Source organism: Bradyrhizobium sp. 23 (genome assembly GCF_023073295.1).
GTDB lineage: Bacteria > Pseudomonadota > Alphaproteobacteria > Rhizobiales > Xanthobacteraceae > Bradyrhizobium > Bradyrhizobium canariense_D.
In genome coordinates this window covers 1-21600 of sequence record NZ_JADPJF010000140.1, presented here as the reverse complement: position 1 = coordinate 21600, position 21600 = coordinate 1, and the positions used below count along the sequence as shown (strand labels likewise).

General features: G+C 57.4%; 18 protein-coding genes. 11 read left to right on the top strand and 7 right to left on the bottom strand.

Annotated features, from left to right (window positions below):
- Positions 1-5 precede the first annotated feature (5 nt).
- Positions 6-1064, bottom strand: a complete 1059-nt coding sequence (rfbB, locus tag IVB32_RS32815) for a dTDP-glucose 4,6-dehydratase (protein WP_247372027.1) — start codon at positions 1062-1064, stop codon at positions 6-8.
- Between the two features lie 14 nt (positions 1065-1078).
- Positions 1079-1636 carry a dTDP-4-dehydrorhamnose 3,5-epimerase gene (gene rfbC, locus IVB32_RS32810; RefSeq protein ID WP_247412707.1) on the bottom strand — a complete coding sequence of 186 codons (558 nt, stop codon included), beginning with the start codon at positions 1634-1636 and terminating at the stop codon, positions 1079-1081.
- A 350-nt stretch (positions 1637-1986) separates the two neighbouring features.
- Between rfbC and IVB32_RS32805 the strand changes: the two genes are divergently transcribed.
- From IVB32_RS32805 to IVB32_RS32795, 3 genes are all read left to right on the top strand, one after another.
- The gene (locus tag IVB32_RS32805; RefSeq protein ID WP_247372033.1) at positions 1987-4323 is read left to right on the top strand and encodes an AAA family ATPase; all 2337 of its coding nucleotides are present in this window, start codon (positions 1987-1989) and stop codon (positions 4321-4323) included.
- 74 nt (positions 4324-4397) lie between these two features.
- Positions 4398-6407, top strand: a complete 2010-nt coding sequence (locus IVB32_RS32800; protein ID WP_247372036.1) for a hypothetical protein — start codon at positions 4398-4400, stop codon at positions 6405-6407.
- Positions 6408-6511: 104 nt separating this feature from the next.
- Positions 6512-7981 carry an exopolysaccharide biosynthesis polyprenyl glycosylphosphotransferase gene (locus IVB32_RS32795; protein ID WP_247372039.1) on the top strand — a complete coding sequence of 490 codons (1470 nt, stop codon included), beginning with the start codon at positions 6512-6514 and terminating at the stop codon, positions 7979-7981.
- A gap of 69 nt (positions 7982-8050) precedes the next feature.
- Here IVB32_RS32795 and IVB32_RS32790 read toward each other — a convergent pair whose 3' ends face one another.
- Complete coding sequence (locus IVB32_RS32790; protein WP_247372042.1) at positions 8051-8419, bottom strand: H-NS histone family protein; 369 nt, start codon at positions 8417-8419, stop codon at positions 8051-8053.
- Between the two features lie 710 nt (positions 8420-9129).
- Here IVB32_RS32790 and IVB32_RS32785 point away from each other — a divergent pair.
- Entirely contained in the window at positions 9130-9513 is a 384-nt protein-coding gene (locus IVB32_RS32785; protein ID WP_085395796.1) for an H-NS histone family protein, read from the top strand.
- Positions 9514-9582: 69 nt separating this feature from the next.
- Here IVB32_RS32785 and IVB32_RS32780 read toward each other — a convergent pair whose 3' ends face one another.
- The 3 genes from IVB32_RS32780 to IVB32_RS32770 form a co-directional block, all read right to left on the bottom strand.
- The gene (locus IVB32_RS32780) at positions 9583-10608 is read right to left on the bottom strand and encodes a nucleotidyltransferase family protein (RefSeq protein ID WP_247372045.1); all 1026 of its coding nucleotides are present in this window, start codon (positions 10606-10608) and stop codon (positions 9583-9585) included.
- 37 nt (positions 10609-10645) lie between these two features.
- Positions 10646-11761 carry a serine/threonine protein kinase gene (locus IVB32_RS32775; RefSeq protein ID WP_247372048.1) on the bottom strand — a complete coding sequence of 372 codons (1116 nt, stop codon included), beginning with the start codon at positions 11759-11761 and terminating at the stop codon, positions 10646-10648.
- A 213-nt stretch (positions 11762-11974) separates the two neighbouring features.
- A complete protein-coding gene (locus IVB32_RS32770; RefSeq protein ID WP_085349051.1) occupies positions 11975-12220 on the bottom strand; it encodes a hypothetical protein in 246 nt (81 codons plus the stop codon).
- 694 nt (positions 12221-12914) lie between these two features.
- Here IVB32_RS32770 and IVB32_RS32765 point away from each other — a divergent pair.
- Positions 12915-13130: a hypothetical protein gene (locus tag IVB32_RS32765; RefSeq protein ID WP_085349052.1), complete on the top strand. Its 216-nt coding sequence runs from the start codon at positions 12915-12917 to the stop codon at positions 13128-13130.
- Positions 13131-15188: 2058 nt separating this feature from the next.
- Here IVB32_RS32765 and IVB32_RS32760 read toward each other — a convergent pair.
- A complete protein-coding gene (locus tag IVB32_RS32760) occupies positions 15189-15482 on the bottom strand; it encodes a hypothetical protein (RefSeq protein WP_143273084.1) in 294 nt (97 codons plus the stop codon).
- Here IVB32_RS32760 and IVB32_RS32755 point away from each other — a divergent pair.
- The 6 genes from IVB32_RS32755 (at position 15475) to IVB32_RS32725 (ending at position 21512) form a co-directional block, all read left to right on the top strand.
- The gene (locus tag IVB32_RS32755) at positions 15475-16932 is read left to right on the top strand and encodes a hypothetical protein (protein ID WP_247372050.1); all 1458 of its coding nucleotides are present in this window, start codon (positions 15475-15477) and stop codon (positions 16930-16932) included. The two genes, IVB32_RS32760 and IVB32_RS32755, sit on opposite strands and share 8 nt — an antisense overlap.
- A 119-nt stretch (positions 16933-17051) precedes the next feature.
- A complete protein-coding gene (locus tag IVB32_RS32750; protein WP_247372053.1) occupies positions 17052-18071 on the top strand; it encodes a TAXI family TRAP transporter solute-binding subunit in 1020 nt (339 codons plus the stop codon).
- Positions 18068-18619, top strand: coding sequence for a hypothetical protein (locus tag IVB32_RS32745; RefSeq protein ID WP_247372056.1), 552 nt, complete (start codon positions 18068-18070; stop codon positions 18617-18619). The genes IVB32_RS32750 and IVB32_RS32745 overlap by 4 nt, the downstream gene beginning before the upstream one ends.
- A gap of 34 nt (positions 18620-18653) precedes the next feature.
- Positions 18654-19250 (top strand): DsrE family protein, encoded by a 597-nt coding sequence (locus tag IVB32_RS32740; RefSeq protein ID WP_247372058.1) that lies wholly within the window; start codon positions 18654-18656, stop codon positions 19248-19250.
- A gap of 482 nt (positions 19251-19732) precedes the next feature.
- The gene (locus IVB32_RS32735) at positions 19733-20029 is read left to right on the top strand and encodes a hypothetical protein (protein ID WP_247372060.1); all 297 of its coding nucleotides are present in this window, start codon (positions 19733-19735) and stop codon (positions 20027-20029) included.
- Positions 20030-21353: 1324 nt separating this feature from the next.
- Complete coding sequence (locus IVB32_RS32725) at positions 21354-21512, top strand: hypothetical protein (RefSeq protein ID WP_018456767.1); 159 nt, start codon at positions 21354-21356, stop codon at positions 21510-21512.
- The last annotated feature ends 88 nt before the right edge of the window (positions 21513-21600 follow it).

Below are 21600 nucleotides of genomic sequence, written 5' to 3'. Positions count from 1 at the left end.
TCACCTCAGTGTTGGGTAGCCAGGAGGCCCAGACGCGAGCCATCATAGACAGCGAGGCGATCGCGCTCCCACCACGCACGGTTCTTGATATACCACTCGACGGTTTCGGCCAAACCCTGTTCGAAGGTTCTCGTCGGCTTCCAGCGAAGTTCGCGATGCGCCTTCGACGCGTCGATCGCGTAGCGCGCATCGTGCCCCGGACGATCCGTCACGAACGTAATGAGAGATCGTCTCGCTTCCGCGCCCGGAGATAATCGATCCAGCACGTCACACACCTGGGTGACGACCTCCAGGTTGGATCGCTGGCCATCTCCGCCGAAATTGTACTTCTCGCCCGGTCTTCCTTCGTGGAGCAGCCTTATCAAGCCGGCGGCGTGATCATCGACGTAAAGCCAGTCACGAATGTTTTTGCCGTCGCCGTAGACCGGCAGCGGCTTGCGGTCGATCGCATTGAGGATCGTCAGCGGGATGAGTTTTTCCGGGAACTGGTACGGCCCGTAATTGTTCGAGCAATTCGATACGATGACCGGCAGACCGTAGGTTCGAAACCACGCGAGTGCGAGGTGGTCCGAGGCGGCCTTGCTCGCCGAGTACGGCGAACTCGGCCTGTAGGGCGTGTCCTCGCGAAACAAGTCCTCTGGCCCCAATGACCCGTAGACTTCGTCTGTCGATACGTGGATGAAGCGGAACTGCTTCCGCCGCGGAAGCGGCAGACGTTCGTAGTAGGTCCTGGCCGCCTCCAACAGCGTGTAGGTACCAACTATATTGGTGCTGACGAAGGCCTCGGGTCCGGTGATCGAACGGTCGACGTGGCTTTCGGCGGCCAGGTGTATGATCGCATCCGGCTCGTAGTCGATGAACGCGAGATCCATAGCGTCTCGATCGCAGATGTCGGACTGCAGGAATACATAAGACCCCAGCCCCTCGATGCTCGCAAGCGAAGTCAGGTCGGCTGCGTATGTCAACTTGTCGATGTTGACCACCGCGGCACCGGTCTGCAGCACCAAACGGCGACACACAGCAGAACCGATAAAGCCCGCTCCGCCGGTCACCAGGATACGCATTCTACTCATCTCCACTATTCGAAAATGCAAGGAAGCTGGTTGAGCGCAGGAAGAATCTGGTCCTTTGGCGATATCTGAGCCTCTGACGGTGTGACGGGCCACTCGATCGCTAGTGCGGGATCAGCCCAATTGACGCCGCCGTCATGGCTCGGGGCGTAGACCTGATCGACCTTGTACAAGACCACGGTCTTGGGCTGCAGCGTACAGAAACCATGCGCGAATCCCTTCGGAATGAACACCTGCTCGCCGCTTTCGCTATCCAACTGGACGGCGATGTGCTTGCCAAAGTTGGGCGATGAACGTCGGAGATCAACGGCAATATCGAGAATGGCCCCATTCAACACCCGTATGAGCTTCGCCTGGGCGAAAGGCGGTCGCTGGAAATGCAAGCCGCGCACCGTGCCGATCCGATCTGAGCTGGACTGATTATCCTGAACAAAGTCATGCAGGATTCCCTTCTCGGCAAAAGCCGATCGCTGAAAGGTCTCACAGAAGTAGCCGCGAGCATCGGAAAACCGATCTGTTCGAATTAATTTGACATCAGGGATCGCCAGGGATCGCAGTTCCAGCATTGGGCACCTCCTGCCGGCCCTCAATTTACCCATCTGGGTTAGTTGCGATTGACCAAAAATATCCGACGGAATTTAATTATCCGGCCGCCGATCCGCCCCCGAAACGCTCGCATTATTCTCGATGCAAATACCGGCAGACCGCAAGTCCCAGAACATCCTCTATTTTACCAACGTCAGACTGAAAAGGCAGACTCACCGTTATTTTCAATTTCATGCCCATTAATATATTTATTTATTTAATTTGGCAAGTAGATTTTTATATGCATATAATCCCCCACCGCCTGCGCGCCCCTTAACATAGGTCTGCGGGCGAGCGGCCCCAACGTGACCCACCGTCGGACAGGTACGTGATGCTCCAGAACAACCTTCAACACACGGACAGATCGCGGATGCCGGTGAACTGGCTGGCTCAACCCGCCCAGGCAGACGGCGGAGGAATAAGCGACCTCATCAATTTCGCGGTCGGGCTTCTACGGCGCCAATATCTCGTTATCCTTGTCACTGCCGGACTCGTGACTGCGGCCAGCCTGCTCTATCTCCGGTTGGTGTCTCCAACTTATACCGCGCAGGTTCAGATCCTGTTGGCTAATCCAAGGCCCCTATTTGTCCAGCAGCAATCACTTCTCGCCGAGCCGGCTTTCGATCTCAGTCAAATCGAGACCCAGCTTCAACTCCTGAGATCAAAGGCCACTGCGGTCGCGGTCATCGACCAATTGAAGCTGGCGGACGATCCGGATTTTAATGGGTCAGGGCTTTCTCTACAGTCGCTCTGGCAGCGAATTCGGTCATGGGCACCGACTGGATCGAGGAAAGATAGCCTGCCCGACGCGAAGAGCGAACCGTCGGACACTCTCGTAGACGCATTTCTGAGTCAGCTTTCAGCAGGGCGAGTCGGGTACAGCAACGTCATTGAGATCAATTTCAGTTCGAGCAACGCAGCCCGAGCTGCGGAGATCGTCAACGCGGTAGCCAATACCTATGTTGCAGACCAGCTCAATGCAAAATTCGATGCCAATCGCAGGGCAACAAGCTGGCTTCAGGAGAGGCTGCGCGATCTCGGCGACCAAGCCCTCGCTGCACAACGTGCCGTCGATGTCTACAAGGTCCAGAACAATATCGTCTCTTTGGATGGAAAGCCCATCGACGAGCAGCAGATCACGGAAATCAACAATCGATTGGCTGCCGCACGCGCCCAGTCTTCTGAGGCGACGGCCAAGTTGGCTCGGTATGAATCTCTCCTTGCCTCCGACCCGAAGAAGCCGTCCTCGATGATCAATCTCGACGCTATCGGGGCCGATGCGACAAGCAGTCAGATCATTACGGGGCTACGCCAACAATATCTGGAACTTACGCGGCGTGAGGCCGAGTTGACGGCCAGGGTCGGTCGCGACCACATGGCCGTTGTCAATGTCCGTAATCGGATCCGGGAGTTTCGCGTCTCCATTGTCGACGAGGTCAAGAGACTTGCCGAAGTCAGCCGAAGCGAATTCGAGTTCGCCAAACAGCGGCAGGAAGAAATCGAAAAGCAGCTGTCCAAGGCAGTCTCTCAATCCCGTTCAGTCAATTCTGCTGAGCTGACCATCAAGGATCTGGAGAGCCGAGCAAAGGGCTTGCGGAGCTTGTACGAGACTTTCCTGCAGCGTTACATGGGCTCCACACAGCAGGAGACATTCCCCATCTCGGAAACGCGGGTAGTTTTTCCCGCTTCGCCGCCGCCGAGCAAGAGCAAGCCTAAGACAAGGTTGGTGCTGGCGCTCGGAATCCTCGGCGGTCTCGCGCTGGGCATCGGCCTGGCGCTGCTCAGAGACCTCATGGACCGCGTCTTTCGTACCTCTTCACAAGTGGAAACCGTGCTGGAATTGCCTTGCATATCTTTGGTCCCATTGTTACCGGCCCGCAAATCTCCGAAGCCATCAGTTCGTCCCCAGCAAACCGATGATGATGTTCAGCAACGGATAGTTTCGTCGCCGACCGCAGTTCATCGGACCGTGGTCGGGATGCCGCTATCTCGATATACCGAGGCGATTCGCTCCATCAAGCTAGCCATCGACCACAATCCGGCGAAAATTTCCTCCCAGGTCATCGGGATTACCTCGGCCCTACCGAATGAAGGGAAGACCACGATTGCAGCCTCGCTCGCGCAATTGATCGGGCACACCGGCAAGAAGGCCATCATCGTTGATTGCGACCTGAGGAATCCCTCGCTATCTGCTATCTTTGCGCCCAAAGCTGTCACCGGAATCATCGAAGTTGCGAACGGCAGCCGCTCACTCGCGGACGCTATCTGGCGGGATCCGACGACCAATCTTGCATTTCTGCCCGCCGTGCGGCGGGGACCTCTGCTTCACACCAGCGAAATTCTTTGTGCCGACGCGGTAAGCAAACTGTTCGACCGTTTGCGAGCTGACTATGACTATGTCATCGTCGACCTTCCCCCGCTGACCCCGTTGGTCGATGTCCGAGCCACCTCGTCCCTGATTGACTGCTACATCCTGGTTGTTGAATGGGGCCGGACCAAAATAGATGTCGTGCAGCACGCATTGCACACGGCACCCAACATTCACGAATCGCTGATTGGGGCGGTTCTCAGCAAAACGGATACCAAGGCCATGGCTCGATATGACGGACACCGGAGCTACTACTATCATGATAGCCACTACATCCGTTATGGTCTTTCTGGGTCTTGAGGCTGTCTCGTAGCGGCTCCACGTTCTCCGGCTAGCGGATCGGCGGAGTGGCCGCACCACAAGTTGGTGTTTACATGATCATCCGACTTGTCATGTTAGCCGAGTTAGTGGCAATCACCGCGGCGCTCGCAATGCCGGAAAGCCTGCAAATCAGGATATTGGCGTCGTTCGTACTTGCAACGGCTGCGCTGGTTGTTGCGATCGTTCCATCATCCGCCTCCCTCGGGCTCGCCAAGCTACTCCGGCCTGGTCTCGGCGTTGTGCTTGCGGCTCCGGCGCTCTGGATGGCGTCACAGGCAGTGCCGATGCCTATGGGCACACTCGGCAATGCCATCTGGGCAACCGCATCGGCGGCCTTGAACGAACCCCTCGCCGAATTAATCACAGTCGATACCGGGGCGACGATGTTCTCGTTCGCCCAGTATTGCTCTGTGCTCGCCGCTGCCCTTGTCACTGCGGTCGTCACACTTGACCGGCATCGTGCAGCGCAAGTCCTGCATATCCTGCTGTTGATAGCCACGATCGCCACAGCTATGTGGTTCGGCAAGGGAACTGCTGGTGTCGCCGGGCCCGATGGCTCAACAGTCGCAGTGCTCGGCCTCTTGCTCTCCTGCGCGACGGCAATACGCGCAGTCGATCAATATCGGCGCCGCAGTCGGCCAGGAACAATTGGGCCAGCGCCGCTCCCAGCTCTGTCCGCCGCGATCATCGCAATGACTGTCTGCATGGCCGCGCTGCTCATTCGGACCAACTCAACCGCCGTCGTCGCCTCGCTCCTCGGATCAGGAATCCTGCTCTCGGTGTTCGCAATTCGCAGGTGGTTCTTCGGTTTGTGGGGTACCGCTGGCGTTCTCGCAACCGCCGTAATATTTCTTATTGCCAGCGTGACGGTCATTCCGTTCAGGACGAACACCGATCTGACGATCGCTTTGTCAACGAGCAGCCAGATCGCGACAGAACGGATGCTACAGGACGTCCGACCGGCGGGATCCGGTGCAGGCGCTTCGACCGTTCTTTTGCCGATTTATCGGGACATCGGAAGCGGTGCGCTGCGAGAAAGGCCAACGGCCGCCGCCGCAATTGTTGTGGATATGGGGTGGGCGTTCCTTTGCGGTCTCGTGGTTGTAGCAATGCTCGGCGCTTGTACTCTGATCAGGCGGTCTCTGTCGCGAACTTACGATTACGTGTACCCAGCCTTGGGCGCCGGCGCTTCGATTACACTGACGGTACTGGCCTTTGCCGACCATGAAATTTTGGATTTGGGCGCATCGCTTTTGATCGCCGCGGTTTTTGGACTGGCATTCGGTCAAAGCGTCCCCGGCGCAGGCCGTGACGCCATATCCCCGGGATCGAAAGAGACTTCAGATTGGATGGGCGGTCCAGCTCCGGCATCTCGTCCAAGATTCGCGTCGGCGCTTGTCACCGCCTGGCCCCGCGTTGCTCTGATGGTTCTTGGTATCACACTGCTCGTGCAGGCAATTTGGATGGTCTTGCCCGCCTGGTATCTCGGTGGTCATTCTTTTTCGCCGACAGGCGTATTGACCGCAGCATGGCCGAATGCGATCTCGAAACCGGCTTCAGTTGCGGCAGCACGTGAAGACCTATGGATCCGGGGGGAACCGAGATCCAGCTGGGATCCGGCAATATCCGCGGACGAGCAAAGGACGGCTCTTCCCGTGGCTTCGAATGCTTTTGCCCGTGCATTACGCTCTTCGCCGTTTCGCGGCGACATTTGGCTCATGCTCGCGGCGGCATCGAGGCACGATTTGACCCAGTCTGCGACGGCAGCGATGCTCAAGATGTCGTACTATACCGCGCCGAATGATTTGGATCTGCTTCCGTTACGGCTATCCGTCGCGTTCGCCACAGACGCTGTGGTATGGGAGCTTGAATTCCGTGACTTGATCAAGCGCGACGTCGGTTTCATCGTTAGGCATCGGCCTGCCCTCAGGCCGGCGCTTGTGGCTGCATACCGGTTAGCCTCAGCCGACGGGAAGGTCTTTCTCGAGAACCTGATTTCGGAGCTGGATCCGTCGTACCTCGACAGCATGCGCGCGCGGAATTCCCGACAGGGATCTCGATAGGTCTCCGCGCAGTGCGACATATTAAATAGCCAAACGGGTATTTTTCACTTGAAAGTTCGGATTAATTGATAATATATTAAATATTAACTGCAGGTGTCCTGACAATGAATTTCGTGAACCGACATTTCCCCGATCGGGAGGTTACGGATCGTGTCAGTCCCGGGCCGTCACTATCCCGCCAGCACAAATGGCCCCTCCGGTACGACTCGATCGAATACGTGGCGCTCTGTGCGGATATTGCGACCATTCTTTTTGCGAGCGTCGTTTCGACGTGGCTGAGCCAAGCTCAGAGTGGATGGGCTGCAGGCGACTTAAGCAACGCACTTGGCCTGGCCCTAGTCAGCGCAACATGTCTCGTTTGCCTGTTGAAGACGCACGGCCTTTATCGGCCAGCCGAGCTCCTCGTCCTGCGAAGTCAGATGCGCGCCGTCTGGATTGCATGGGCGTCATTGTTGTTCTTGATATGGGCCGGGTACGGTTTTGCAATTGGTTCGGGCTCTTCTCACCAAGCGGGCACACTTTTCGCTGTCCTGGGCCTGGGCTTTCTTATGGCCGAGCGGTGGGGAGTGAGAGCGCTTCTCGGGAAGGGCCTGAGCGGCAGAAAATTCGCCAGCACAAACATTGTTCTGGTCAGCGACCAGCCGCCATCGAAAAACGCCGGACTGCCTGAAACGCTGGCGATGCATGGTTATTGTGTCCGAGGCCGGTTCAGCTTGCCCCCAATCGGCTTCGGTCCTGCCTGTCGAAGGCGGCTCACGGCTCGCGTGATTGACTACATTCGCAGCTCCGAGCTCGACCAGGTGGTTGTGGAAGCGAACCCGGAACGATGGCCCGAACTTCGGGCCTTCGTTGCCGACTTGCGGGTCTTGCCGCTACCGGTTGTGTTCGTGCCGGTCGGTACAACATCCGAATTGCTTCGACACCCCACGCGAAGCCTTGGAAGTACGGTTTGTGTTGAACTCCAGCGTGGGCCGCTTACGCAGCTGGACTGTGCGACCAAACGAATCATTGATCTTTTCGGCGCCGCGCTTGCCTTGACGATACTTGCCCCGTTGCTTGTGCTGGCCGCACTTGCAATCAAGCTGGACTCGCCCGGCCCCATATTCTTTCGACAGCAACGCTGTGGTTTTAATGGCCGGATCTTCCTGATCCGCAAATTCCGGACGATGCATGTGCTCGAGGACGGGCCGGCGATCCTTCAGGCCCATCGCCTCGACCGACGGGTGACGCGCGTCGGCAAATGGCTGCGACGGACAAGCTTCGATGAACTGCCACAGCTGTTGAACGTTCTCGACGGCAGCATGTCGCTAGTCGGTCCCCGTCCTCATGCCTTGGCTCATGACGGAGAATTTGACAAGCTCGTGCGGAACTACGCCCTACGCCGCAGGGTCAGGCCAGGACTGACCGGATGGGCCCAAGTCCATGGCTGCCGCGGTCCAACCCCCACAGCCATCACGGTCGAAACCCGCGTACAATACGATCTCTGGTACATCGACAACTGGAGCCTTCGGCTCGATCTCGTAATCCTGCTGCGAACTCCCCTCGAAGTGCTGCGGGGACGCAACGCCTATTAGGCCCACAGGATCACGGGCACTGCGGCGGCCATTCAACCCCAACCACCCCGTCGAACAATGCAGATCAGGTTACGCGCGCTGACGAAGCTTCGGACTTGCATCCCCTATGCGAAAGTCCTCAATTCTTCGGCCAGACTTCATCGCAGCAACCAACCACCGCGGCCGCTTGCCGCGCCCCGACCAGGTCTCGGAGGTCTGGGGGTTCCGGTATTTCGGCAGCACACGCGGATATTTGCGTCTCGCCTTGGCAGGCGGAGACACGCCCGGTCCGCTTGAGTCCGTCAAAACAGCCGCCCCGCCCCCGAGGACCGCCAAGCGCTTCTCCAGTTCGTGCTTTTCTGCCTTAATTCGGTCCGATAAGATCCCGCTAATTTCCTCATGAAGCGACCAGAGATCGTCAAGGGACATTGATTCTAACTCGAGTTTCTTAGCTGGCATGCTCGCACCCTGTAGTTGCGCCAAACTTAATATGCCCCGGATCGACATTAATCAAGATGGTGAACTAGATTTACCCAACAAAATGTGTGGAACCGTACTTAAATCGCATTCCCAGATAACTGCGTCGCAGCAATCAAGCAAGCCGAAACAATGGGCTATCCGCATAATTCAATTGCGCAGCGGGTAAATTCACACGTCAAGCGGGCAGCCGTGGAACCATTCAAGCGAACTGATATGATGGGATCACATCGAGCGCCGGTACAAGTCATCCGCGACGCAATATTCTCGATGAATATGGTTGGCGTAGGCTGTCCTTTGTTCTGGGCGATCTCGATATTGCAGCCTTCGGATATGCACGAGCGCCAACGAACTCAATGTCCGTCAGCCCAAACCGCCTGAACTCGATTTGAGCTTCAGGTCCCGAATGTCCGAGGGGCCAGCCGGGGAAGGATGCTCCGACTGTGCCGCCGAGAGAACTCGATTGAGAGACTCCCCTTTCTTGCATTGCAGCAAGTCGTTGATCCGCCTACCCTCATTTAATAAAATAACCCTAGTAATAATTATTAAATAATATACTATTTATTTATTGTAGCGTCGATTTGAAGCACTGGCTTTGGTCCATCGTTGATTTGGGCGTTCGGGCAATGATGTGCTCGTAAGCTGAGAATGACAGATGGATCAGGCGTCAGTCAAACGGTGACGAGAATGCTATGCGTCGGCAAGATCTCGAAGCCATGGACTTTGAGGAACTCTGGCTCCTTCACGAAGAGCTGACAAAGATACTTGCCGAAAAGATCACAGTCGAGAAGCGAGAACTCGAAAAGCGTCTTGCGCAACTCAACCAGCCGGATCAATTCGGTGAAGCTGAACGCCGGGCCGCCAACGCCGGTACGAGCGAGCCGCCGCGCCGCAAATACCCGAAAGTCGTGCCAAAATACTTCAATCCACTCCGCCCGACGGAGACTTGGTCGGGGCGTGGTAAACAGCCGCGCTGGCTAGTTGCCGCGCTCCAATCGGGGCACACGCTCGAAGAGTTCAGGATTCGCGAGAACGACGAGTCGTCCGATCGGAATGCCGGTGGACAAGGGCATTAACTCCGCGCAATTGCAGACATGTCGTTTGCTAAAACTGTTTGGCCTTGAAGGCGTGCGAGCGTGCTGGCTTTACACCTTTCCGACACGAACGGCGGTCGCGGCCCTCAACAGGAACTGTAAGGTGTCCGTTCTTGGCACGGACCACAATCCAGGCCGCCGCATGCCGGTTTGCCTGCAACCAGAGGTCGCCTCCCGCCGGTAGTTTCTGAGGTCCAGGACCGTCATTGCGAGGAACGGCACACGTGTGGCCGGAAAGCGCGCTTGCATTAATTGTCGCATGAACTGCAGACGAGGAATCAGCCGGGTGCGCATTGAGCGCGGGATATCGACCCCAAGCAGCGCAGCAAGGGCGAGCAGTTGGGTTTCGACCGCGTTTTTCATCAGTTCGCCCGAGACATGAGAGGCAAGTTCCTGCCAGTCCAGCCCTTCGGAATCATTCAAGTCGCGCAACTCAACCAGATGCCGCAGATCGAGTTCGCCAAGCCAGTAGCCGTAGTCTTGAAACTGATCGTGGATGATCAACATCAGCGCTCGATAAGTGGGCGTCGGGACGTACACGCGTCCCCGCCCCAGCAGCGCGGGGACGCAATGGTTCAGGGCATGTCCGGAGCCAGCATAGAGGTACGCGGGGCCTGGAGCGGCCCGTTGCAGATCGATGGTTCCGACATCCCGCGTTCGACTTAGCTCGACATACCATCTCCGGCTTTCGGGGCGCGCTTGATCATGAATTTCATAGCCAATTGCGCCCAGAGCGGCGACCGCCCTTTCAGCTTCGTCCGGCACGACCATGATGTCCAGATCGGACATCAGCCGAACTCCTCGCCGCTCGACAGGTGCTGTGGCTAGCGTTGCCGCACCCTTGAGCAACACCGGCGTAACTCCCTGGCCGTTCATCGCAATGACAGCCTCTTCCAATTGACTGGCCAACCGGTCGTTGCGCAGCACGTTTCGGCGATGGATCTGGCGGATATAGGTGCACACGTCCTCCGGCAACACCGATGCAAATTGATCGACGAAGTCAATGAGCGCAGGCGTCGTCAACGTCTGGTTTGCGAGCCCGATGACGGAGGTCCACTCCACTTCGACGGGCGGCAAGCCTCGCAAGCAGTTGCATAGGCTTGTCAGTGCCGCACTATGCCTTGTCATCGCACAAGTCCATCAGCAACTGTCGAGCCTGCGCCGATTCCGAATAGATAAGTTGGAACGATCGTGCGCCCGCAACAATCCGCTTCAAAGCGAAAAAGCCAGACTGCGACAGCTTCCCGTCTGCGGCAAAAGCGCCCTCAATGAGCCGCTTGATGGAATCAAGCTGATCCAGGGGGGTCAGCTCGACGGGGCCGCTTGCGACCCGGTTCAGAAAGATGATCCACTTGGCAGAGAGGCTCCCATTGTGCGCATCCGGAATCGGCAAATACCGCACTTCGGCGCCATCGGACCGGCGGTGCGTCACGTCGTTCCAATCGCCATACAGTCGGGATAGCAACCGCCACGATCCCTGCTTGAGGGTGAGGGCAAATGGGATGCCGCAGATCGTTCCGTCAGCCCCAATCAGCGCAACGTCATCGCCGGCATACTGAAATCCAGCGTCTACCAGTTCTAGTGCAAGAGTCGACTTGCCGGCTCCCGGTTGGCCGCACAGCAGCAAGCCCATGCCGCACTTTGCAAGAGAAGCGGCGTGGAGCGCGAAAGCCCACTGATTGCTTCGGATAAGTCGCTCTGTGATGTGAGCTTTGATTGTAGGGGCCAGAGCTGCGGCTTCACATCTATGGATGCTCCCGTCATTCCCGCGGAAGAATACTCGATCGCCGAGCATCATTGTCTCGATCGCAATATCCTCCTCCTCGCCGCTGTCGTCCGTAACACAAAATAGCGAAATCAACTGTTGCGAGAGCTCCCGATTTGCAGCCCGGACGCCGATCCTGCGCTGACCAAGAACCGTTGAGAAGGCACAATCGGCCGACATTCGCCAGTCGAGATCGAGCACCCCTCGATCGATCCAGACGTTCATCGCCTGCCACGTGAACTCGCGCGCTGCGCGCTCGCCAATGCCTAGCTGCCCGAGCTCCTGATGGACGTCTTCCAAAGAAGCGCCTTCTGCCAACTTGCACCAAATGAATGCCCCTAGCTGGTCCAACTCATAGAGTTTCTGCCTTGTCTCGCTGAAAAGCACTGATCGACCGTCCACCAGCGCGAAGACTGCACCCGCGGCGGGTCTCAACACCATCTCTGCCGATGTTTTTTCCAGCATGGCTATTCCCGATAGCAACGATATCTGTTTCGCCGCCGTGTCGACGCGGTGGCGACAACATCCTGCAATGTACTGTCCGCGGTGCGTTCAAACGAGCTGCAGTTGCCGAGGAAATTCGGCTTGATTGCCGTGCTGCAGCGGTGCAAATCCACCTTCAGTGCGGATGCACATCGCCTGACTGAGATTCGTTTCGAATGACCATACGGCCCCGGGTCACGCCGCCAGCTGACCACCCTCGTTCACCCCAGATGGAGAAATATTCAACACTTGTCCTCCGAGAAAGGTCGCCGGCGCGGTCAACCGGTGAGAGTCCAGCAGATAGCGGTAAAGTTCGCGAGCAGCACTCCGCTCTCCTAGAACGCGCTCCCTCTCGCTGATGCTCGCTAGGTTCTCGCGCATTTGAGCCAACTGCTTCGCAGCCGAGGTGGAGTTGCGCTTCTTCTGGACTGATTCCCGCATCGTCTCCTCCGACCAAAAAAATGACGAAAACAGCTTACGTCATTGACAACAATTAACAACGAGATTTATATGATCTCAATATAATCAATATTTATTTCATGTTTGAACCGGATGCAACCATTCAAATACCAAGAAGCGGGTCCTGCGTAGAAATAACAGCCTACCGAGAACAACGTCGCAGAAATCGCCGCGATGATCTTGGCCTCCTGCGTGCAGGACAGCAAAAAATAAAACTTGACGAGAGTCGCAAACCAGACCGACAGCGCAAGGCTTAATTTGCAGGATTAAATCCTAACGACGAATATTTCGCTGACGAGAGTGGAGTGAAACCGGTGATCGAATTAGCCAATTTGCCCATCACGGGCGACATGATCGTCTTCGTCGCGAGCGGCATAGCACGCCCAAAACTCACACCCGCTCAGATTGGCCCATTTTCAGTGGCGCCCCAGGAGCTTTCGAGAGACGAATAATCAACGCCCGCGCTGTCGAGCCAAAGAGCGGCGGCGTCCAAGGAATCGCTCAAGCAGCGATCCGGCCGGTTGGAAAAACGTGGTCACGAGCAACCCGCCCTGCTCGAACAAGCACTCCCAGTGTGCGATGCCCCCCAAGTAACCCACACTGAGATGACGACGCACTCCAGCCGGCCGGTTCTCTTTCGTTCGACAACGAATAATAATTTCCTAGGGAGGCTCGCATGGGAATGATCATGGTCAAATGTCCGCAAACCGGTCGCGCGATTCCTACTGGTATTAGGTCGGACCGTGAGGCTTTCCTGCGGAGCGTTGTGTTTTATGGCAATACTCGTTGCCCGGTCTGTCGCGCCAATCACAACTGGTTCGCTCGCGAGGCCTGGGTCGATGAGCCGGTCGTGCGGCCCGGGGAGATATTCGAGGAAGCGCCGCTGTGCTGATGCGTAGCGGGCTTCGGTACAGACGCGGAGCCGAACTGACTAGCATTACACGAGTTTGGGCCGACCGCCTCATTTGACGCCCCGTGTGCGGAGTTGACCTGTTGCGGCATGGTTGCCGCACCGACTAGTCTTGGTACGGGCTGGATGCGCTCAATCATGGCGCAGCGTTCATCCAGATTCCTGTCTTGGCGGCTATTTCTGCCAGGGCTTACTGGAGGGATGCGAAATATTTTGGCCTATCGCCGTAAAGCGAACTGACGCCCTCATGAACCGTAAGTTAAGCGTCACACCGGCAGGTCGGCGCAAACTAACGCTTCCGATCGCTGATCCTGCAAGGGCCTGTTTGGGGGTATTGTAGTGAGTAGTGGGGTTTGCAGCCGCTTGGCTGTTCTGCGTCAAACGGCGATGGAGCTCGTTAGCCTGCTTGCCCAATTGCACAGGCTACGAGAGCAAGTGCGAAGGGCGGAAGGGCGAAGCCTCGGAGAAAGAGCGAGACTAGGGCCGGCGTCACGGATGCGTAGGCCCCGGTTTGGGACGAGTTGCCGCACGCGGATTCAATGATGGCGAGCGGCGCGCGTAATTTCAGCGAACTCGAAGACGATCGTTTCACGGATCGACCTTGAAGCCTCCGATAACCCTTGCACAGCTCCAAGCCGCCCGATCGCTCCCCAATGAGGCGTGCGCACAGCGGGGTTTCAAGGCAGGCCGATGCGAGTGAAGGCTCTGTGTCGGGAAAAGTGCTGCACTTGGATCCGGCGTCCCTTTCCGGCTCTGACCGAGATCATCCACGAGCGGCATGCTGCGGATCATGTCCCGCACCTGAGTTGGTTTAAGCCTGACTTTTTATCTGTTTTAGTCTTTTGAAGCTGCGCTTCATCTGAAAGACAATTTGAAAGCAAAGCCGAAAGTCGTTCGCGTCAAATCGTTTCGGTAGTCGCGCCACGGAAGGCAAATTTGATTATCCGGTATAATCATAATCAATATGACGCAAAACAGAAAATAAGGTGGGGAAAAATAATGGGAGGAGTGGATGGAGACCGTACGCCGCTTGCGCGCGATGGCGTCGCTGTGCCGACAGACTTCTGCGCATCATCCAGATCGAAGCTGGAAGCTTCTCGCCGAAGCTGAGTTCTGGGAGCACTTGGCTAATGACATGCTTCGCGAGCATTTCGAACAATGCACGGCTGGCTCCTCGCTCCGACCGATCGGACGTGATCCGAATGCCGCGGAATCGAGCGCTCGCATAACCGCGTGAATGCTCTCGCCTAGCCCAAATCCCACTCGGCCGTGTGCCGGGCGTCAGTCCTCTTCAAGGCGCCCCATGGAGAACCAAGCCCTGCCGGCGCCTTCGTCGGGCGGCGCGCAGACCTGAGCAGGGACGCCAAAGCGCGCTCGGCTGCCCGGCTCGGTCCGCTCAGACTACCGAGTTCTGTTTTCTGAGGCGGGAATGCGCTTATGCGAAACTGTCGTTCGCCGTTGGACTTGCACTTTGGCGTCCAGCGGCGTCCAGCACTTTTTCCCCAGTTCGTGCGGCGCGCGGCCGGCTCACTTGGTCCGAAAGGCTGGAGCCCCTACCAACTATTCCAGCGATATTTCCGTCGACCTTCGCTGCCGGTATTTTTCGGTTAGGTGACGGTCCAACGATCATCTGCTCCTCGTTGCTCGTGCCGGTGCCAAAAGCTCCGATCGGCAGACCATTTTGAGCGTGGCCAGCGCAGGCAGTTCTCTTGGCCTCGCCGCCGCCCGCGACTTCGACGTGGTGGGTTGAACGTCCGGGCTGTTGGTTTGACTGGTGCGGTTCAGGTTTGCACCGGTACCAACGTCTCGTGTCCCTATTCCTGGAGGCGCCGATGGACCAGGGTTGGCGCTGCTCGCATTTGTACCCATGCCGGACGGAGCTGACCCACTAGTGTTGGCGCTGCCCGTGCCCGTCCCAGTGCCGGCACCCGCGGAGCCCGCCACTGCGCCGCCTGCTTGGGCCAGGGCCAGTACAGCTACGCTCGCGATAATCGCAATGATCAGCGAGGGGAGTCGGTGCAGCATTGGACGATCTCCTTCTCAAGCGACCGGCAGCATCGGCCGAACATTTAATTGGCGATAAATGATTGAATAAAATAAAATATGGTTTATTTTTGCCTGAGGGTAAATTGAAATTGAGAAACGGATTGACGCATTAATGTCGCGGATGTGGGCACAAGCGTCGATGCAGGCAGGGTCGGGCCTTGGATCGCCCGTTCGCCGCGCAGACGTGTGGATTGCCTCGGATTGTGTTCGTAGCTGTGCGCGCACCTGCGCAACAAGGTCGGCGTGGGTTGCACCGACTGTCCTGACGATAATATCGGTTTTGACCATACCCGTTCTCGCGCAGCAGCCAAATCGGCCGGCGAGCGACGCCCATGTCATGGCGACGCACTTGCGCGGCACGACCGGCTCGGGAGGGTGGCGCGCGGCGCGGCTGAAACCATCTGCCGACACGACACCCCTGAAGCTCGCACAAGCCACAATCAGCAATACCGAGCGATCGCGGCAAGTGCTCGCCACAGAACAGGAGAGGATACGGGCCCTTGCTGCTGACCTTCGAACATGCCGACGGGAGCAGGATACCGTGCTGGGGCTGTTGCAGCATGCACGCGAGCAATGGACCAGCATTGCGGAGGCCACCGAGAATGAAACCGATGAGCTCCAGAAATCGCTCCGGGAGGAGCGCTTGCACACGCAGCGTCTGGAACGGGAACTTGTCAAGGCGCGCAACGATTTCGAAGTGCAGGCACGGCTAAGCCGCGAAATCGGCGCAGAGGGTCGCGAACCCGAACGCCGGGCACAGAGCGATCCGAGAGAGCTGCAACAGGCTGTCGAGCGGGAGAAAGATCGGGCAAACCGGCTGGAGCAGAATCTGACAGCCGCTCATCACGACCTGGAGACCCAGTCCGCAGAGGTAACCAGACAAGCCGCAGAGATCAGTGCAAAAGAGGCAGCGGAGGCTCAGGTACAGGCAAGCCTCCGACAGGAGCACGATCGTACCAAACAGCTGGAGGAGACGCTCGCGACGACGCGAATCGAGCTCGACAACCGATCCCAGCAGATCGCGAAGGCAACCGAAGAAACGGTGCAGACCAAACGAACGGCGGAGAATACCTCGGCTAAACTGAAGCTCTCATTAAAGGAGGAGCACGAAAGAGCAGATGCGCTGGCGCAAGAGCTCTCGTTGGCTCGTTCCACGCTGTTCGCCTATGAAGCGCAAGCCGCGGCAAACGATGATCGAGCCGAACAGTTGAAAAAGCGGCTCCGGCGAGAATGCAACCAATCCGGCCGAGATGAGCAAGAACTTGCCGCAGCGCGCCCGAGTATCGGACCGTGGCTACCCGCCGGGGTGTCGGGCGAAGGCGGAGCCGGCAATTCGCCAACAAGGGAACTGCTCCGAACACTGCTGCTGGGATCGCCGCAGGCGCCGCCCGCGCAATTCGCGCGAGAGCTCGTGGTCACAGCAGCTGAGCCGAAGGCGCCATCCCCGGTTCCCCGGAACGAAAACGCCGCCGAACTCGTGCGATTGATCGCTCGCGCAACCGGATTGCTTCGACAAGGCGATATTGGCGCGGCACGAGTTGTCCTGGAGCGTGCTGCTGAATTAGGGAGCGCACCGGCAAGTTTCGCCCTCGCGGAAACGTATGATCCGAGCCTGCTTGCAAAATGGGGCGCGAGCGGAACGCGCGGCGACACGTCCAAGGCGCGAGAGCTTTACGCCAGAGCAGCAGCCGGAGGGGTCAAGGAGGCAAGGGAGCGATTCGACGCACTTGGTCATTAGCAGCATCGGTGCAGACAAATGGTCGTGCGCTGTATCGACAGATCGAACTTAAACTTACGTGTCGAAGTGAAGAGCGCAGCGGACAAAACAGAGTAGACGTTCCTGGGGGAGTCGGATCGATGAAGCAGCTGGTTGGAATACGCTCTTGGTTTCTCCTCATCGTGATAGCCACTCCGCTTTTGATCATGGGCTGTTGCCCAGCAATGGCCCAGCAGACTCCGCGGGCACGTGCGGATCATGCAAGGGCGGAAATTGCGGCCATGAACGATTGGACTGTCGGAATAGCCGGAGGTCTGCTGGAAGGAGCTCCCATTCGGCTTGCCGCGGAAATGGCGCGAGTGGCCGATGATGGAACGGACCTCCACGTGCTGCCCATCGTGACCCGTGGCGCAACCGAAAACGTCAATTCGCTGCTGTATTTGCGGGGCATTGATGCAGCAATCATCAATTCCGACGCACTTGACGAGTACAAGAGCCAAGTGCCGGACATCCAGCGACGGATCACCTATGTGCTCAACCTGTTTCCATCTGAACTGCACGTATTCGTCAGGCCCGAAATTCAGAGCTTGAGTGATCTGGTCGGAAAGAAGGTCAATTTCAACACCCAAGGTACCGCCGCAGCTTATTCGGGCCCGCTGATCTTCAGCCGGCTGGGGATCGAGGTCGATAAGGCATTCATCCCCCATCAGGTTGCGATGGAACAAATGCGCAGGGGTGAGCTGGCCGCCGTCGTTTTCATAACATCGAAGCCGGTGGATGCATTCATACGTGGTCGCTGGGATGCCGGCTTCAAGTTCTTGCCGGTCCCCTACGAGAGCAAGTTCGAAGATTATTATCTGCCATCTTGGCTGGACGCAGCTGATTATCCAAACTTGATCAGGCAGGGGGAACGCGTGACAACTATTGCCGTTCCAACCGTGCTGGTCGCTTTCAATTGGCCGATCAAATCCAATCGCTTTCATCGTGTGGCGCGCTTTGTTGACCGCCTGTTCTCGCGGATCAACAAGCTGCAGGAGCCCGGTTTCGATCCGAAATGGAAGTCGATCAACTTGGCGGCGACGGTCCCTGGCCTGACGCGTTCTCCCGCGGCGCAGGCCTGGCTCGATCGTCTGCCGCGTTCGAGCCAGGCGGCGCAATGACGTTCACCCTGATCGCTCTCGTCGTGACGCTCGCGATCGCAAATGACCTCGCTCGGGCCCGAGGCGCCGAAGACCCTATGGCGCCGGTTCGCGTCTCTGATCGGCCCGCAAATGGAGCCGGGGCGTGGATCGTCAGCGAGACCACCTCGCCAGTTGATTATTCATCGATCATCAAGGCGACACTACCATCTCAAGGGGACGCAGCAATGAGCCTGTCGATACGCTGTCGCGGCGGCCTGACCGAAGTGTTGCTTGATGGAGCCGGCCTGTCGGGCCGTCGCGAGGATTACACCCTATCCCTGCGCATTAATGATGATCCACCTTTTCAGGTCTCAACAATTACGTCGGTGCGCGGTGTCGCGCTTGACGGCGATGTCGTTCGCCTGTTGCAATCGATCCCCGGCCACAGCGAACTTTCCGTGCATGTGTCACGCCGAACGGGGACCAGCGCCGGTGCAGTGTTCGCTCTCGATGGTATCGAGAGCGTACGTGCAAAATTGGTGGCAACATGCAAATGGCCACGCGCGATCGCGAAGCCCAACAATTGATCATGAACCTCAGCTTGCTTGGAGAAACAACATAATGCCAAAATTTCCGAAGATTATCACAGCGATGATCGCGACAATCATCTCGCTCCTGGTCGGGCTGTCTAGTTCCGCGGCACAGGAGACTCGCCTGCTCTCGGCACAGCCCAGTTTGCCTGCAGCCTCAGCACATGGCGCGGCAAGAACGCACGCGAATTCATCGGCGCGGGCCGCGACGCCAAAACAATTTGAGCTGGCGCGCATCGCGCCATCGTCTGCTGCCAAGAAAGAGCACCGCTTAATCCTTCAGGTCAACACAAGCGACTCCGCGTCAATGAATCTTGCATTGAACAATGCACTCAACGTCGCGCAATACTACAAGGAGGTTGGTGAAGGAGTGAAAGTGGAGGTGATTACCTTCGGCCCCGGCCTCCATATGCTCCGCGATGACACGTCGCCGGTGAAAGCGCGAATTGAGGAAATGGCTCTGAGCACGCCGGAAGTATCATTCAAAGCCTGTGGAAACACGCAAGAGAAAATGCAAAAGGCCGAAAATAAAGACATTCCGATCGTTGCCCAAGCCCAAGTGGTGAGGTCGGGCGTCGTTAGGGTGATGCAGTTGCAGGAGCAGGGATGGACCTACGTCAAGCCATGAAATGGCGACCAGACAATGCCTATCGAGCGGCTAGGTGCCGGCCTGCGGTCGCGACACCCCGATCGAGTGGGTCGCCGCAGCCGATGCAAATTGACTGGCCTCGATCGGGACAGATCTATCGCGCGCTATTGACCGGGCAGCGCTAGACCGACTGTCTGATCATGCGCACGAGAGCGACTTCGGGAGCGGGTTGAGCGAACATCGGTTCGTCTCAGTCACTTGCGAGGTCTGGTAGCAATTTTGCGGGGCAGCCCCTGCCCCGCCCATCCTACTCGGCCGCCTGCTAAGGTCGATTGTCCCGTAGCAGCATAGGGTATCGGAGATGCAGGGCGGCGCGAGCTGTGATGCACAGTGCTTCGATTTACGTCAGTTCTGATGACCTCTTTTTCGAGGGCAAGCGATTAAATTCCACTGGATTTTATTTTGTTAACGCGTCAGATTTCTAAACTTAAAGCGAGTCGATTTTACGTTGGGGATGTTAAATGGCAAAACCTGCCGTTTCCCGTAATGCCTTTCGAGCGTTATTCGCTTTTTATGCGAAAGCTGATCACAAGCACAATGGCGATTATTGTGTGTTGAAGCTGCCTGGATCCGCTCAAGGCATTCCTGATCGGCTGCTACAGCAGTGGTCGCACCAGGCTGATCTACCCGGCGCTGAAGCCATCGCCAGCACACTGGAGCCGCGCACCCGCGAGATCGTGAATGGTCGTAAACGCTATGACCACGCCAGCGACTTTCTCCACGTGCTGCTGAGAGACCTAGAGCTAAGGGAACACTGAAGAGACGTCGCTGCGTCAGGCTCCGCGGGGTCTTCCAGACCTGAATGATAATGCCTTTCGCCTCCGCGCTCTATATGCACCAGTCTGCTATTCCAATGCCGGGCAGCCGGCCCATTTTGTCGATATGGTGCTCGCATGCCGAGGTCGATTTACCAGCCATTGCATGAAAGGCTGCGAACGGAGAACGGTCAAAGTCTCCGCCTGACCTTTTCAGAAATTGAAGCGATCTTGGGGAAGCCTCTGCCGAGATCGGCCTACACCTTCACTGCGTGGTGGAGCACACTGAAGAGAGCAGGTCCTCAAGCGAGAGCGTGGATATCCGCTGGTTATCGTGTCCGGGTCTCAATGAAGCACCGCATCGTCGAATTCTATCGTTCTGATGTGAACACCAATGATCGTCATGGAACGCCCTGGCTGCATTGAAGCTTCCCATGATGGCGGACCTATCAACCTCGGTGTTCGGGACAAACTGCGAGAACAAGCCGGCGCAGAATCAAGTTGCAACTTCAGGGCCGCAGCGAAAACTGCTGCGGCCCTGTTTTTGAGCGGAAGCCGCGAACCGGATGCTCCAGAACGTGGCGAGACAACTCCAACGGGAACGCTGCGCGATGGCTTTAAGCCGCATGAGGGTTGACGATGGTGTACCCTCGCAGGGAGCGCGGGTGAATTCGCGTTGCGTGCCCACCTGAGTTGGCATCGTACGCCTTCCAGATGTCACCAGCGATGTGCTGTTCAAGGACGAAGACGTGTCCACGTCGCGCGGCAACCATTCCCGGTGCTGGCGAGGTGCGGGGAAAGCGCAGCCAATTGGCTGCGAGGTTCAGTTCCGGTACTACCCGACCAAACACTCGGATCGCCGCACCACATCCGCAGAACGATCGAGGGCAACCGGGCGGACGACCGCTAACGATCTCACTACTTAAGGCCCCTGAGCTGGCCACAGACATCCGTAGGCTAGCAACGGCACCTCGCTGCAGGCGCGGTGACGGTCTCGTGTATCTCTGCGCCTGCACCAGCGAAGATGAAAAGTCGCATGGCATAATCACGTTGCATTCAGGTGGCAAAGCGGCGCGCAAGGGGCGCGCTTCAGATGAAATGGATGTCGCAAAAGCGAGCAATAAAGCTACGACTACTCGAGTGAACATGCAGGACTCCGGGTTAATAGCCCTGCCCCGACGCGCAGAAAGCGCCTTTTAATTTGGCGAAATTAAGTTGCAAAACTAGCATTAAATAGGATTTTATGGCCGAGTTAAATCAAGAAAGGAACGTTTCGATTTGCCTCGAGTCCTTGTGCGACCGATCCCTTGTTGTCGTGGATCGATAGATGGAAAAGGCAGTCGCCTACGCAATCTCAGCGGCCCTCGTAGGTATCGGTGTTTTGATACTGGTCGTTGGCCTGTCCTCCAGCTCGCCCGCTTTGTGGGTGATGGTCGCGCTCGTGCCGATCACGATCGGGATCGTGAGCGCTTTTGGCCCCGTGTAAGGATGTAAGCGCGAAGCCGATACCCTTGCTTCAGAATTCGAATGAACGTGCGAAAGAAGCCTCCGGCTTGGACGGAGGTTTCGGATGG

Bases quoted from the DNA above. Each gene is read 5' to 3' on its own strand.
- rfbB (WP_247372027.1), bottom strand. From the start codon at position 1,064: ATGCGTATCCTGGTGACCGGCGGAGCGGGCTTTATCGGTTCTGCTGTG.
- rfbC (WP_247412707.1), bottom strand. From the start codon at position 1,636: ATGCTGGAACTGCGATCCCTGGCGATCCCTGATGTCAAATTAATTCGA.
- IVB32_RS32805 (WP_247372033.1), top strand. From the start codon at position 1,987: ATGCTCCAGAACAACCTTCAACACACGGACAGATCGCGGATGCCGGTG.
- IVB32_RS32800 (WP_247372036.1), top strand. From the start codon at position 4,398: ATGATCATCCGACTTGTCATGTTAGCCGAGTTAGTGGCAATCACCGCG.
- IVB32_RS32795 (WP_247372039.1), top strand. From the start codon at position 6,512: ATGAATTTCGTGAACCGACATTTCCCCGATCGGGAGGTTACGGATCGT.
- IVB32_RS32790 (WP_247372042.1), bottom strand. From the start codon at position 8,419: ATGCCAGCTAAGAAACTCGAGTTAGAATCAATGTCCCTTGACGATCTC.
- IVB32_RS32785 (WP_085395796.1), top strand. From the start codon at position 9,130: ATGCGTCGGCAAGATCTCGAAGCCATGGACTTTGAGGAACTCTGGCTC.
- IVB32_RS32775 (WP_247372048.1), bottom strand. From the start codon at position 11,761: ATGCTGGAAAAAACATCGGCAGAGATGGTGTTGAGACCCGCCGCGGGT.
- IVB32_RS32770 (WP_085349051.1), bottom strand. From the start codon at position 12,220: ATGCGGGAATCAGTCCAGAAGAAGCGCAACTCCACCTCGGCTGCGAAG.
- IVB32_RS32765 (WP_085349052.1), top strand. From the start codon at position 12,915: ATGGGAATGATCATGGTCAAATGTCCGCAAACCGGTCGCGCGATTCCT.
- IVB32_RS32760 (WP_143273084.1), bottom strand. From the start codon at position 15,482: ATGGTCAAAACCGATATTATCGTCAGGACAGTCGGTGCAACCCACGCC.
- IVB32_RS32750 (WP_247372053.1), top strand. From the start codon at position 17,052: ATGAAGCAGCTGGTTGGAATACGCTCTTGGTTTCTCCTCATCGTGATA.
- IVB32_RS32745 (WP_247372056.1), top strand. From the start codon at position 18,068: ATGACGTTCACCCTGATCGCTCTCGTCGTGACGCTCGCGATCGCAAAT.
- IVB32_RS32740 (WP_247372058.1), top strand. From the start codon at position 18,654: ATGCCAAAATTTCCGAAGATTATCACAGCGATGATCGCGACAATCATC.
- IVB32_RS32735 (WP_247372060.1), top strand. From the start codon at position 19,733: ATGGCAAAACCTGCCGTTTCCCGTAATGCCTTTCGAGCGTTATTCGCT.
- IVB32_RS32725 (WP_018456767.1), top strand. From the start codon at position 21,354: ATGGAAAAGGCAGTCGCCTACGCAATCTCAGCGGCCCTCGTAGGTATC.